The organism is Neptuniibacter sp. QD72_48, assembly GCF_047778065.1.
GTDB lineage: Bacteria > Pseudomonadota > Gammaproteobacteria > Pseudomonadales > Balneatricaceae > Neptuniibacter.
Genome location: NZ_CP180547.1, coordinates 3,524,158 through 3,538,195 on the forward strand (window position 1 = coordinate 3,524,158; position 14,038 = coordinate 3,538,195).

Sequence of the window (14,038 nt, forward strand, 5' to 3'; positions counted from 1 at the left end):
ATCCAATAAATAAAGTTCTTATAATTTAAGATTAGTCGTTTAAGGGAACATACGCCATAGGTAGATTTTTACGAGGGGTCTCAAGTAAGAATAGCCTAAGATAGGGCAAATACAAAAAACCCGAATTAAAAAATTCGGGCTCTTAATATCATCTTAGCTAACTTGAAGAATTTCTACCTGAAAATCTAGCTTCTTCCCTGCCAGCGGATGATTAAAATCAACCGAAACCATCTTATCATCAAATTCGGCTATTACACCTGGAAGCTCACCATTACCAGCATCCGCGAATGAGATAACCAAACCTTGTTCTAATTCCATGCCCTCAAACTGACTGCGAGGGATATTTTGCACATTACTTGGATTACTCATTCCAAAGCCATTTTCTGGTAGGATTTTTAGGGTTTGTTTTGTCCCTTCTTCCAAGCCGAACAGTGCTTTTTCAAAACCTTCCAACAAATTACCATCACCCACAGTAAATGTCGCGGGTTCGGCTTCAAAATTAGAATCAATTATTTGACCGTCTTCCAGTTTGATTGCGAAGTGCAGCGTAACGGTTTTACCCGGACCGATCAATTTATTCATTGTGAACTCTCTTCAGATGATTTGCGCTTCCCTTCCAGAAATAACATATCCAGAATCAGAATAATCGCTCCAATCGTGATAGCGGCATCCGCAATATTAAAAGCGGGGAAGTAATAATTCTGATAATGCAGGGAGATGAAATCAATCACATACCCTTGTACTGCCCGATCATAGAGATTGCCTAAAGCACCACCTAATACAAGAGATAGCGCTAAGCCTAACCACCAATAGATACGAGGAGTACGCTTTAGCCAGATCACCAGCACAACACTCACGACCACAGCGATTGCTACAAAGAACCAACGCTGCCAGCCACCTGCTTCTGACAGGAAACTAAACGCAGCGCCTGTATTAAACAACAGCGTTAGATCGAACATTGGCAGTACAGGATTAGGGTCGGCATACTTTAAATTAGTTACCGCTAAGTATTTACTACCTAAATCCAGCACAACCACCAGCAGCGAGAGCAAGCCCCATATAAGGCAGCTTCGCACTGGTTGAGTTTGTTGTTCAATGTTCTGTGTCATTAAGCAAAGCTACGGCTTTCACCGGCACCTTTAACGTTATCAACACAACGACCACATAGCTCAGGATCATCAGAATCATGACCTACATCTTCACGGAAATGCCAGCAACGTGGACACTTCTCAGCAGCGCTTTTAGCCACGCTAACTTTAAGCCCTTCAAGCTCGGTATCAGCAGCACCTTGTGCATCAGCTAATGGCGCTACCGCCGCTTTTGATGTAATCAAAACAAAACGCAGCTCGTCTTCTAACTTGCCAAGTAAAGCCTGTAAAGCGTCATCGCAGTACAAAGTCACTTCTGCTTCTAAGCTACCGCCGATGTTGCCATCGCTACGTTCAGTTTCTAACTGTTTATTAACCGCAGTTTTCACTGCCATTACCTGTTCCCAGTAGGCAGAATCAAATGCGCTATCAGCAGGTAGTTTAGTTAGGCCCTGATACCAAGTATCCAAATGCACAGACTCAGTACGCTCACCCGCTAGAGTTGCCCAGATCTCATCTGCAGTGAAGCTACAGATTGGCGCAATCCAACGAACCAACGCTTCAACAATATGATAAAGCGCAGTCTGAGCAGAACGACGCGCATGTGAATCAGTCGCTGCAGTGTATTGACGGTCTTTAATGATATCTAGGTAGAAGCCACCCATATCCTGTGAACAGAAGTGAGATACTTTCTGAAATACCTGCAGGAATTCATATTGGTTGAAGTGCTCGATTAGCTCTTCTTGCAAACGAGCTGCACGATCTACTGCCCAAGCATCCAGCGCTACCATCTCTTCTGGTTTAACCATGTGCTGAGCAGGATCGAAGCCGCTTAGGTTAGCCAAGAAGAAACGGGCCGTGTTTCGAATACGACGGTAAGCATCCGCGGCGCGCTTCAAGATATCGTCAGAACAGGTCATCTCACCGCTGTAATCCGTTGAAGCAACCCATAGGCGCAAGATATCCGCGCCGTACTTGTTCATTACTTCCTGTGGCGATACAACATTACCAACCGACTTAGACATCTTGCGGCCTTGACCATCAACGGTAAAGCCGTGCGTTAGCACCTGCTTGTATGGCGCTTTGCCTTTGATAGCTATCGCAGTTTTCAAAGAAGACTGGAACCAACCACGGTGCTGATCCGAACCTTCAAGATACATATCAGCTGGGTATTCCAAGTTGTCACGCTGATCAACGACAGAATAATGCGTCACACCCGAATCAAACCAAACATCCAACGTATCAGTTACTTTTTCGTACTGATCAGCTTGGTCGCCCAATACTTCTGCAGCATCCAGATCGAACCATGCATCCATACCCACTTTTTCAACACGCTCAGCAACCTGTTCGATTAGCTCTGGCGTATTCGGGTGTAGCTGCTGAGTTTCTTTGTGGATAAACAGTGCAATTGGCACACCCCAAGTACGTTGACGGGATACACACCAATCAGGACTCTGCTCAACCATCGCTTCGATTCGGTTTTGCCCCCAACCAGGGAACCACTCAACACCTTTGATCGCTTCTAGGGCATCTTTCTTCAGGCCCTTCTCTTCCATGCTTACGAACCACTGAGGTGTTGCACGGTAGATCAATGGCGTTTTAGTGCGCCAGCAGTGAGGGTAGCTGTGCTGGAACTTGTGTTCCAAGACAAGTTTGTTGTTCTCGGTTAATAGAGCAACAACTTTATCGTCAACTTTATAAACGTGTTCGCCAGCAAATACGCCCGCACCGTCACCTAGAACACCCGAAGCATTTACTAGATTCATTGTGCCAATACCGTATTTACGACCAACTTCAAAGTCTTCCACACCATGGTCTGGTGCTGTGTGTACGGCACCTGTACCCGCATCAAGGGTTACGTGATCGCCTAAAATTACGGGAACTGTACGCTCATAGAATGGGTGCTGTAGTTCAAATTTCTCTAGTGCTTGGCCCTGACAACGCCCAACGATGCTGTACTCTTCAACACCGTAACGCTTCATAGCATCTTCAACTAGGCCTTCCGCTAGAAGAATACGCTCCGCTCCTAAACCTAGATCTAGTTGAACAAGAACATAGTCTAGTTTACTACCTAGAGAGACTGCTTGGTTAGATGGCAGTGTCCAAGGCGTGGTTGTCCAGATAACAACTGACGCTTCACCTTCACCTTCAAGACCCTCAAATTTCGCAAGGAAACCGTCCTGATCAACCGGAGTGAAACGTACATCGATCGCTGTAGAGGTCTTATCCTGATATTCCACTTCAGCTTCCGCTAGGGCAGAACCACCCACAACACTCCAATAAACTGGCTTGAAGCCTTTTACTAGGTGGCCATTTTCAACAATTTTGCCTAAAGCACGAATGATGTTGGCTTCAGTATCAAAATTCATTGTTAGGTATGGATTATCCCAATCACCCAGAACACCTAAGCGGATAAAGTCTTTCTTCTGACCTTCAACCTGTCGTGCTGCGTAATCACGGCACTTCTTACGGAAGTCTTTGTGAGACAGTTTTACACCCGCTTTGCCGTGCTTAGTCTCAACCTTATGTTCGATTGGTAGACCATGACAGTCCCAACCCGGCACATAAGGTGCGTCAAATCCGCTCATTGTTTTGGATTTGATAATAATGTCTTTCAGAATCTTATTAACCGAGTGACCAATGTGAATATCACCGTTTGCGTATGGAGGGCCATCGTGCAAAGTGAACTTATCGCGGCCAGCACTGACTTCACGAATTTTCTGGTACAGATCCATCTTCTGCCAACCCTGTAGCATTTTCGGCTCGCGCTGAGCCAAATTGCCACGCATTGGGAAGGCTGTTTCCGGAAGGTTCAATGTTGCTTTGTAATCGGTCATGGTTATAAGTTCCGAATTAACTACGGGTGCGGTTAAAGTAAGTCCGCACATCTTCAATATCTGCAAAAATTTGTTGTTTAAGCGCGTCGATTCCTGAGAATTTACGCTCGTCACGAATAAACCGCTTAAACTCGACAGTTAGCAACTGCCCATAAATATCTTTATCAAAATCAAACAGGTGCGCTTCAAGCACAGGCTGTTGACCACAAACGGTTGGGCGTATACCTACATTACACACACCCTGAGCGCTAAACTCTGGGCCTTTAACTTCTACGGCATAGACCCCACGTAAAGGACAAGCATAACGGTGCATACGTACATTTGCCGTTGGCACCCCAAGCTGACGACCTAGTTTTTGGCCGTGCATCACACGCCCTGAAACGGCATAAGGACGCCCTAGCAAAGCAGCTGCTGTTTCTAGATCGTTCTGCTGTAATACACTACGAATACGCGTACTGCTGACGCGCTCATCAGCATTCAAAAACGTTTGTGTATTTACCACAGTAAAATCGTGACGTTCGCCTGCATCACACAACATGTTGTAATCACCTGAGCGATCACAACCAAAACGAAAATCATCGCCAACGACAAAGTACTTCACTGCTAAACCGTGCAGTAACAGCTCTTGTACAAACTGCTCCGCCGTCATCGCACGCAAACGGTCGTTAAAATTCAAGCAAAGATGGCGATCAATGCCTTCTGCCTGCAACAATCTGTACTTTTCACCAAAACGGGTTAAGCGCGGCGGTGCTTTATCGCCTGCAAAAAACTCTTGAGGCTGAGGTTCAAAGGTAATAACAACTGAAGGCAGGTTTAGTTCCTTCGCTTTTGCCTTTACCTGAGCAAGCACCTGTCGATGACCTAGATGCACGCCATCAAAATTGCCGATAGTTGCGACACAACCTCGGTGTTTTTCGCGCAGGTTATGTAATCCGCGAATTAGTTCCATCAGGTACTCTTGCTACTGCCAAAAATAAACGCGGCATTATAGCTCAGATAATATCCAACCTGTACTACTGAGACCCACTGTAAGCAACAGAATGCAAAATAAACTTAATTATGCTTCAAATGACGCACTCTCAAGCCCGCAAAAGCCAACACAACAGCATAAACAGCGCCGCCAGCAACCACCAAAGTCGCCATTTGAGAGATTCGTGCCCACAGATCCATCTGCAGCCATTCTTCAACTGAACCCATCAACTGAATGATGACAATAGCCATCGCCACATTCGCCACCAACATACGCAGCAATTGCACAGCCCAACCCGAAGACCAGCTAAATACGCCAGATTTAATCAGCCCATACAACAACAACCCAGCATTCATAAACGCCGACATAGCTGTCGCAGCTGCCAAACCAACATGCGCAAATGGGCCAATAAGGATCAAGTTAAATACCATATTCGCTACGGCAGCTTGAATACCAATTTTCACGGGTGTCTTGGTGTCTTGACGAGAGAAATACCCCGTAGCTAAAACCTTAATCAACATAAAGGCAAGCAAGCCACAGGCATAAGCACGCAAACTAGCCGCAGCCATAAAGACATCACGATCGGTTAAAGCGCCATAATGGAACAAGGTGATCAACAACGGTTCTGCCAACACAAATAACGCAACCGCAGCTGGAATGCCGATAAACATCACCATCTGCATGGCCCAATTCAAAGTAGACGAAAACGCCTCTCCAGATTGAGTTGTATGCTTACGCGACAAGCTAGGTAGAATGACCGTCGCAATGGCGATTCCAAACACACCCAAAGGCAGCTCTGCCAGGCGATCTGAGTAATACAACCAAGAGACACTGCCGGTTTGTAGAAACGATGCCAACACCGTATCCAAAAGCAGGTTGATTTGAGTAACAGACACCCCAAACAATGCCGGAACCATCAGCGTCATGATGCGGCGAACACCTGGATCATTCCATCCCCAGACGGGTTTAGGTAAAAGATGAATACGCGCTAAAAACGGCAATTGGAAAACCAACTGCACCACGCCAGCAATCATGACACCCCAAGCCAAAGCTAAGATAGGTGGATCGAACAGCGGACTCAGGAAGATCGCAGAACAGATCAAACTGATATTAAGCAGTACAGGCGTGAACGCAGGCACAGCAAAACGCTCATAACTATTCAGAATAGAACCGGCAAACGCAGTCAACGATATCAACAGCAGATAAGGAAATGTAATCCTCAGCATCTCGGCTGCGAGTTCAAATTTACCCTCATCCCCCATATAAAAACCTGGAGCAAACATAGCGGTTAACATGGGCGCCGCTACCACAGCCAATACAGTAATTGCGATTAAAATACTTCCCAACGTGCCCGCAACATAATTCACTAGCTGCTGAACGGCTTTTAGATCCCTTTGCGTACGATATTCTGATAACACCGGCACAAAAGCTTGAGCAAACGCCCCTTCAGCAAATAGCCGACGAAGAAAGTTAGGTATTTTAAACGCGACGAAGAAAGCATCAGCACTACCACTAGCACCAAAATAATTGGCAACCACAACGTCTCGCGCCAAACCGAGCACACGAGAAAGCATGGTCATCACACCAACCACGGCACTTGATCGCAGTAATCCCGCTGATTTTTTTACTTCCGTTTCCTGCTTCGACACCGCTTCCGCCTATAATTTCATGAATGACACTCAAGAGAATGGGAATATTACTGCTTCAACAAGAAAATTTCTGCAGTTTTATTGACAGACAGCTCTCAAATATGAATAATCTCGCCTCTAATTTTCGGCGTATACCAATAAGCCGATATCTTACTAACTAATTTTAAGGAGCCGGACTGTGGCAAATTCCGCAGGATCTCGTAAACGTGCTCGCCAGGCAGAGAAGCGTCGCCAGCATAACGCTAGCCTGCGTTCCATGGTACGTACCTACATCAAGAAAGTTGTTGCTGCTGTAGAAGCAGGCGAAAAAGCTGCTGCACAGGAAGCATTCCAAGCTGCACAGCCAGTTCTAGATGGTTCAGTGTCTAAAGGCATCTTCCACAAGAACAAAATCGCACGCACTAAGAGCCGTCTGAACAAACAGATTGCTGCTCTTTAATTAGAGCTAAGCGTAAAAAACCGGCTTATGCCGGTTTTTTTGTGTCTAAATTTAGCCCCTCAATTAAGAGAGGACCAAATTATCCCTATGCACTAACTCTTCTTCCCCCATAAAACCAAGAATGGATTCAATTTCACCACTCGGCTTACCGATGATTTTTTGCGCATCTCCAATACCGTAGTTCACCAAACCACGCGCAACGATACGACCAAATTCATCGCTAATGATCACCATCTCACCTCGAGAAAAGTCACCACTCACACTACGAACACCCGCTGGCAATAAACTCTTACCACGCTCACGCAGCGCCTTAACCGCACCCGCATCAAGCATAAGATTTCCACGCGCCTGCAAATGACCTGCAATCCACTGTTTGCGCGCCACCATAGGCCCCTTCTCAGGTACCAACAATGTACCTATATCTTCCGCCTCTCTTAAACGCAGAAGGACATTATCTTCACGACCACTCGCAATCATGGTCACAGCCCCAGAACGCGCCGCCAATTTAGCTGCACGCACTTTGGTCGCCATACCACCACGACCCAGCTTGCCACCATCACCCGCCATCGCCTCGAGCGCTTCATCACCCGCTCTCGCTTCGGAAATCAAAGTTGCTTCTGGATCATGACGCGGATCCGCCGTGAACAGGCCTTTTTGGTCAGTTAGCAAGATTAAAGCATCAGCTTGAACCAAGTTAGCCACCAGCGCTCCAAGCGTGTCGTTATCGCCAAAACGAATTTCTTTAGTGACAACCGTATCGTTCTCGTTAACAACTGGGACAACGCCTAACTCAAGCAACTCTTTTAAAGTCGCCTGAGCATTGAGATAACGCTTACGATTGGAGTGATCTTCATGTGTCAGAAGGATCTGCGCTGTATGGGTATTATGGCGCTGAAAGTTTGTTTCATAAGCCTGCACAAGGCCCATCTGCCCAACAGCCGCAGCCGCCTGAAGCTTAGAGACCTCATGCGGTCGCGAATCCCAACCTAGGCGAGTCATACCTTCAGCAACCGAACCCGAGGAAACCAACACAACCTCAAGACCAGACGCCTTCAGAGCAGCTATTTGATCCACCCAGCGACTGATTGCTTCAAGATCCAACCCCTGACCATCATTGGTGAGGAGCGCACTACCAATCTTTACCACCCAACGCTTTGCGCGCTTGAGTTTTTCCCTACCTACAGCCACTTAAAAACTCCTAACACCGTCTGCAGTAGCAACAATCACTTCAATTGCTATTCACGAACATATTCAACTTCAACGTCATAATCATCATCGTCAAAGTCGTCATCATCCAGATCTTCGCCCTCACGACGCGCTCGCATATCCGCACGCATCTGCTCAACACGCTCACGCGCCTCCGCATCAACCTGCTCACGAATCTGCTGCTCTTGCTCAAGGATAGAAGGATCTTCTTCTATCGCTTCTAGACGATGATCCAAAAACGCCTGAATATCGCGCATCATATCATCCGTGCCCTGCTGACTAAGCGCAGAGATACGATAAACCGGACCTTCCCATTGCAGCTCATCAATAACCGCCTGACAACGCGCCTCACGCTCTTCCTCAGGCACCATATCAAGCTTATTCAACACCAACCAACGCGGCTGATCCGCCAAAGTAGGACTAAACTTCTTCAGTTCACCCACCGCTACCGCAGCTGCCTGCTCAGGCGTAACATCATCCCAAGGCGCCATATCAACTAGATGTAACAAGATACGGTTACGCGCCAAGTGCTTAAGGAAACGAATACCTAAACCTGCCCCCTCAGCAGCACCTTCGATAATCCCCGGAATATCAGCAATCACAAAGCTACGATTCTGCTCAATTCGAACCACACCTAAATTAGGTACCAAAGTGGTAAACGGATAATTAGCCACTTTAGGCTTGGCCGCAGATACAGCACGGATCAAAGTTGATTTACCCGCATTAGGCAAACCTAACAAACCAACGTCCGCCAGAACCTTAAGCTCCAACTTAAGGTTTCGAGTCTCACCTATTGAACCCTTGGTTGTCTGACGCGGCGCACGGTTAACACTACTCTTGAAACGCGTGTTACCCAAACCATGAAAACCACCTTGAGCAATTTTCTCGACCTGACCTATTTCGGTCATATCAGCAAGGATTTCATCAGTATCCGTATCGATAATAGTGGTGCCGACTGGTACTTTAAGCACCAGATCTTCACCCTTAGGCCCTGTACAATTTCGGCTCGTACCACCCTTGCCATTTTCAGACTTATAGTGACGTGTAAAACGGTAATCAATTAACGTATTCAGGTTTTCATCCGCTTCAAAAAACACCGAACCACCATCACCGCCGTCGCCACCATCAGGACCACCTTTGGGGATATACTTTTCACGCCGAAAGCTCATACACCCATTGCCACCCTTACCGGCCTCAACCGTGATGACTGCTTCATCGACAAACTTCATGTTATCCCCCAAAAGTTAAACGTAGGAAACCTACAATTAAGCCCTGAAAAACCACAAGACTCAGCGGTAGATCCCCTGAAAAATATTTTAAATAACTATAAACAAAAAAGCTCCGCCTTGGCGGAGCTTTTTAGAAGCTTAAAACCGTTGCTTACGCATCAACTACAGAGATGTATTGACGCTTCTGCGGGCCTTTAACTTCGAATTTAACAACGCCATCTGCTTTCGCAAATAGAGTATGGTCTTTACCACAGCCTACGTTTGTACCAGCGTGGAATTTAGTACCACGTTGACGAACTAGGATGTTACCTGCAGCAACTACTTGACCACCGTAACGCTTGACACCAAGTCGTTTCGACTCCGAGTCGCGACCGTTCTTAGTAGAACCACCAGCCTTCTTATGAGCCATCTATCTAACTCCTAAACTAGGTTAATATTAGGCAGAAATGCCAGTAATTTTAACTTCAGTAAACCACTGACGGTGGCCCTGACGCTTCATGTGGTGCTTACGACGCTTGAACTTGATGATCTCAACTTTCTTAGCGCGGCCGTGCTGAACAACTTCAGCAGTCACTTTAGCACCGTCAACAACTGGAGCGCCGATTTTGATGTCGTCGCCGTTGCCAACTAGCAGAACACGGTCAAACTCAACGTTTGCGCCCGCTTCCGCCTGCAGTTTTTCCAGTTTAAGGGTTTCACCTTCCTGGACACGGTACTGTTTACCACCGCTTACGATTACTGCGTACATTTTAATCTCCGTTATTTGCCCACCCAGCTACTAGAAAAAGGCCTACTTCTAATGGTTACACCATATGGTAGGGAGCCATTATTGGATGGGTCAGGGCGCGCGATTATATAGCAAACCGCCTTTATACACAACTAAGCTTCTTTATTTACATAGCGTAAAACCAGCATTTCTTGACAGAAACTATGCATACACCTAGCATGCGCTATTCTTGATTCCTTTAAGTTAGTAGCAGCCATTACTTATTATGCAGCCTCACCAGTTCAACCCTGTAATAGAACCCCAATTTGAAGCCGTAAACGATTACATCATTAATCACCTTGGCTCTAACGTACCGCTGGTAGAAAAAATTGGTCATTACATCGTTGAAAGCGGTGGTAAACGTCTTCGTCCGTTACTCGTATTGCTTGCTGCTAATGCTGCAAATTATCAAGGCGATAAGCACATCCCGCTAGCGGCGATTATCGAATTTATCCATACAGCCACGCTGCTGCACGATGATGTAGTTGATAATTCTGATCTACGCCGCGGCAAAGATACCGCTAATGCAAAATGGGGTAATGCACCAAGTGTACTAGTAGGCGATTTCCTTTACTCCCGTGCATTTCAGGTATTAGTAGAAATTGGCTCAATGCCGATTATGGAAGTGATTTCCAATGCTACGAACGTTATCGCTGAAGGCGAAGTTCTGCAGCTACTAAACACAAAAAATCCAGATACCACCGAGGAAGCTTACATGCAGGTTATCCTTGGTAAAACAGCCATGCTGTTTGAAGCCGCTACTGAAGCAGGCGCGATCCTTGCCGAAGCCAGCAAAGAAGAGCAAGAAGGCTTACGCTTGTATGGCTTACATTTAGGCACTGCCTTCCAACTTATCGACGATGTTATGGATTACTTATCCACAGCAGAAGAGATGGGCAAGAACGTAGGCGACGATCTAGCTGAAGGTAAAGCAACCCTGCCACTTATTCATGCAATGCGTGCAGGTAACGAAGAGCAACGCAAACTGGTTCGACAAGCAATTCGCAAAGGCGGTTTAGACGATCTTCAACCAATTATGGATATCGTAAAAGAGACTGGCGCTATCGAATACACCCAAGAGAAAGCTCAAGGGGAAGCCAATAAAGCGATTGCAGCACTTGATGCGCTACAAGACACATCATTCAAAGAAACGTTAATTAAAATTGCCAACTTGGCAGTGAAACGCAAAAGCTAAGCATCCATATCTGTGCACTTAATTACCATCAATTAAGTGCACAGTTAACGCCCCTCAGTCACTCAACAACCAGATCACTTCCTTCCGGTCACCGTCTACAGCCTCACCTAACCGCTCCACTTTGAAACGCTGACCAAACAAGCCATTTACCTCTTCGCCAGACACATTGAACGGCGGTCCTTGCGGACTATCAAACTCCAAGGTCACCAGCAAAACTTTTACACCCTTTGGTAACAGCTCAATGAGCTTATTTGCGTAATCAGCCCGCATATCCTTGGGCAAAGCCACCAAAGCCGCACGATCATATACGCCTTTTACATCCGCTAAGGTTTCTTTGGTCAGCGCAAAAAAATCACCACAAAGAAGATTTAGATTTTCGCATCTATGTGAGATAAATTTTGCAGCCTCACTCGTCTCCGCAACCAAACCATTCTCAGCAAAAAAGTCTAAGCAAGCATTTGGGTTGAGCTCTACACCCAATACATCATGACCACGATCTCGAAGCCAGAGCATATCCTTGCTTTTACCGCACAAAGGGACAAAAACCTTGTCACCAGCGGTCAAATCCATCTTTTCCCAATAAGAGACCAAGTAAGCGTTAATCTCCATTTGATGGAAACCTATTCGCCCTTCGGACCACTTTTGATGCCAAAAATCATGTTCCATTTCGCCTTTTACACCCTAAGTCGTAAACTTTTTATTCAATAAACCTGACACAGATCGTGCCTAGTTGCATTCAAATCTGTATAATTGCGAGATATTTTGACTTATAAAAACCTGGATAAACAGAAGCTAATGACAAGACCTTCCTCTTTTAATCGCGATGAGCTGCTGTCTTGCGGCCACGGCGAAATGTTTGGACCAGGCAATGCGCGCCTACCAATTGGCAACATGCTAATGATGGATCGCATCCTGGAAATCACCGAAGACGGTGGCGAATTCGGCAAAGGCGAGATTATCGCTGAGTTGGATATCAACCCAGATCTTTGGTTCTTCGGCTGCCATTTTGAGGAAGACCCAGTAATGCCAGGCTGTCTAGGTCTAGACGCTATGTGGCAGATTGTTGGCTTTTTCCTTGGCTGGAAAGGCAACCCAGGCCGCGGTCGCGCATTAGGATCTGGCGAAGTTAAATTCTTCGGACAGGTACTACCTACTGCGAAGAAAGTTACTTACCGTATCCAACTTAAGCGCGTTATCGAGCGTAAGCTGGTTATGGGCATCGCGGACGGCAGCATGTCCGTTGATGGTCGTGAAATCTACACCGCGAAAGATCTTCGTGTAGGCCTATTCACATCTACAGAAGATTTCTGATCTATTAAGGCCCTGAATTCAGGGCCTTTCTTCTATTTTCCGCCTACTTTTTTACGAATTTAGTGGCAAAACACTACTGATTCACGGAAAATAAGCACCTTAAATTAGAAAAAGAGAGAGAAGCACATGCGTCGCGTTGTTGTTACCGGTATGGGTATCGTTTCTTGTCTGGGTACAGATAAAGAAACCGTTCTGGAATCACTGCAGCAGGGTCGTTCTGGTATTAAATTCCAAGAAGACTATAAAGAGCGCGGTTTCCGTAGCCAGGTAGCCGGCAGCATCGATATCGATTTCTCTGAGCAAATCGACCGTAAATTGCTACGTTTCATGGGTGATGCAGCAGCATACACTTACATTGCAATGAAAGAAGCAATTGCTGATTCAAACCTAGCTGAAGATCAGGTTTCCAACGAGCGCACTGGCCTTATCGTAGGTTCTGGTGGTGCTTCTGCTGACAACATTGTTGAAACAGCCGATATCACTCGTGAGAAAGGCGTTAAGCGCGTAGGCCCTTACCGTGTTACTCGCACAATGGGTTCTACTGTTTCAGCTTGTCTAGCAACACCTTTCAAAATCAAAGGTGTTAACTACTCTATTACTTCTGCTTGTGCGACCAGTGCTCACTGCATTGGTAACGCAATGGAACAGATCCAGCTTGGTAAGCAAGACGTAGTATTCGCAGGTGGCGGTGAAGAACTTCACTGGGTACAGACTGCAATGTTTGATGCTATGGGCGCGCTATCTAGCAAGTACAACGAAATTCCAGAACAAGCTTCTCGTGCATACGATGCAAACCGTGATGGCTTCGTTATCTCTGGCGGTGCTGGCATCCTAGTTATCGAAGAATACGAACACGCTAAAGCTCGTGGCGCTAAGATCTACGCTGAACTAGTAGGTTACGGTGCAACTTCTGATGGCTACGACATGGTTGCTCCTTCTGGCGAAGGCGCTGCTCGCTGCATGAAGCAAGCGATGGCAACTGTAGACGGCAAGATCGATTACATCAACGCACACGGCACCTCTACACCTGCGGGTGACATGCAAGAGCTGAAAGCGATGAAAGAAGCCTTTGGCGATGATATGCCAACGGTTACTTCTACTAAGTCTCTATCTGGTCACTCTCTAGGTGCAGCAGGCGTACAAGAAGCGGTTTACTCTCTGCTTATGCAGGAAAACAACTTCATCGCAGCATCTGCAAACATCGATGAGCTAGACCCAGAAGCAGAAGGCCTACCAATCGCTAGCGAGAAGCAGGAAAACGTAGATCTACAACGCGTTATGTCCAACAGCTTCGGCTTCGGCGGCACTAACTGCACATTGGTATTCGAAAAACTAAAAGACTAATCAG

Annotated in this window: 14 protein-coding genes; 4 read left to right on the top strand and 10 right to left on the bottom strand. The window is 46.5% G+C overall.

The window, feature by feature from the left end:
• Positions 1 to 153: 153 nt before the first annotated feature.
• The 5 genes from ACMXYX_RS16135 to murJ form a co-directional block, all read right to left on the bottom strand.
• The gene (locus ACMXYX_RS16135) at positions 154 to 582 is read right to left on the bottom strand and encodes an FKBP-type peptidyl-prolyl cis-trans isomerase (protein ID WP_415906289.1); all 429 of its coding nucleotides are present in this window, start codon (positions 580 to 582) and stop codon (positions 154 to 156) included.
• Positions 579 to 1,109: a signal peptidase II gene (gene lspA / locus ACMXYX_RS16140; protein WP_415897101.1), complete on the bottom strand. Its 531-nt coding sequence runs from the start codon at positions 1,107 to 1,109 to the stop codon at positions 579 to 581. Before lspA ends, ACMXYX_RS16135 begins: the two co-directional genes overlap by 4 nt.
• Entirely contained in the window at positions 1,109 to 3,925 is a 2,817-nt protein-coding gene (gene ileS / locus ACMXYX_RS16145) for an isoleucine--tRNA ligase (protein ID WP_415897102.1), read from the bottom strand. The genes lspA and ileS overlap by 1 nt, the downstream gene beginning before the upstream one ends.
• Before the next feature lie 16 nt (positions 3,926 to 3,941).
• Positions 3,942 to 4,874, bottom strand: a complete 933-nt coding sequence (ribF, locus tag ACMXYX_RS16150; protein ID WP_415897103.1) for a bifunctional riboflavin kinase/FAD synthetase — start codon at positions 4,872 to 4,874, stop codon at positions 3,942 to 3,944.
• A 104-nt stretch (positions 4,875 to 4,978) separates the two neighbouring features.
• Positions 4,979 to 6,475 (bottom strand): murein biosynthesis integral membrane protein MurJ, encoded by a 1,497-nt coding sequence (murJ, locus tag ACMXYX_RS16155; protein WP_415898267.1) that lies wholly within the window; start codon positions 6,473 to 6,475, stop codon positions 4,979 to 4,981.
• A gap of 247 nt (positions 6,476 to 6,722) precedes the next feature.
• Here murJ and rpsT point away from each other — a divergent pair, with 247 nt between their 5' ends.
• The gene (gene rpsT, locus ACMXYX_RS16160; RefSeq protein ID WP_415882698.1) at positions 6,723 to 6,983 is read left to right on the top strand and encodes a 30S ribosomal protein S20; all 261 of its coding nucleotides are present in this window, start codon (positions 6,723 to 6,725) and stop codon (positions 6,981 to 6,983) included.
• Between the two features lie 63 nt (positions 6,984 to 7,046).
• Here the strand turns inward: rpsT and proB are convergent, their stop codons facing one another.
• The 4 genes from proB to rplU all read right to left on the bottom strand — a co-directional run bounded on the left by proB (position 7,047) and on the right by rplU (position 10,166).
• The gene (gene proB / locus ACMXYX_RS16165) at positions 7,047 to 8,171 is read right to left on the bottom strand and encodes a glutamate 5-kinase (RefSeq protein WP_415897104.1); all 1,125 of its coding nucleotides are present in this window, start codon (positions 8,169 to 8,171) and stop codon (positions 7,047 to 7,049) included.
• 47 nt (positions 8,172 to 8,218) lie between these two features.
• Entirely contained in the window at positions 8,219 to 9,418 is a 1,200-nt protein-coding gene (cgtA, locus tag ACMXYX_RS16170) for an Obg family GTPase CgtA (RefSeq protein ID WP_415882700.1), read from the bottom strand.
• Between the two features lie 151 nt (positions 9,419 to 9,569).
• A complete protein-coding gene (gene rpmA / locus ACMXYX_RS16175; RefSeq protein WP_415882701.1) occupies positions 9,570 to 9,827 on the bottom strand; it encodes a 50S ribosomal protein L27 in 258 nt (85 codons plus the stop codon).
• 27 nt (positions 9,828 to 9,854) lie between these two features.
• On the bottom strand, positions 9,855 to 10,166 hold the full coding sequence (gene rplU, locus ACMXYX_RS16180) for a 50S ribosomal protein L21 (protein ID WP_286240327.1): 312 nt from the start codon (positions 10,164 to 10,166) through the stop codon (positions 9,855 to 9,857).
• Positions 10,167 to 10,410: 244 nt separating this feature from the next.
• Between rplU and ispB the strand changes: the two genes are divergently transcribed.
• Positions 10,411 to 11,379, top strand: coding sequence for an octaprenyl diphosphate synthase (ispB, locus tag ACMXYX_RS16185; protein ID WP_415897105.1), 969 nt, complete (start codon positions 10,411 to 10,413; stop codon positions 11,377 to 11,379).
• A gap of 54 nt (positions 11,380 to 11,433) precedes the next feature.
• Here the strand turns inward: ispB and ACMXYX_RS16190 are convergent, their stop codons facing one another.
• Positions 11,434 to 12,045: a thiopurine S-methyltransferase gene (locus ACMXYX_RS16190; protein ID WP_415897106.1), complete on the bottom strand. Its 612-nt coding sequence runs from the start codon at positions 12,043 to 12,045 to the stop codon at positions 11,434 to 11,436.
• Positions 12,046 to 12,174: 129 nt separating this feature from the next.
• On the opposite strand from ACMXYX_RS16190, the gene fabA reads away from it, so the two are divergent.
• Entirely contained in the window at positions 12,175 to 12,690 is a 516-nt protein-coding gene (gene fabA, locus ACMXYX_RS16195; protein ID WP_415882704.1) for a 3-hydroxyacyl-[acyl-carrier-protein] dehydratase FabA, read from the top strand.
• A gap of 126 nt (positions 12,691 to 12,816) precedes the next feature.
• Entirely contained in the window at positions 12,817 to 14,034 is a 1,218-nt protein-coding gene (gene fabB / locus ACMXYX_RS16200; RefSeq protein WP_415897107.1) for a beta-ketoacyl-ACP synthase I, read from the top strand.
• Positions 14,035 to 14,038: the final 4 nt, after the last annotated feature.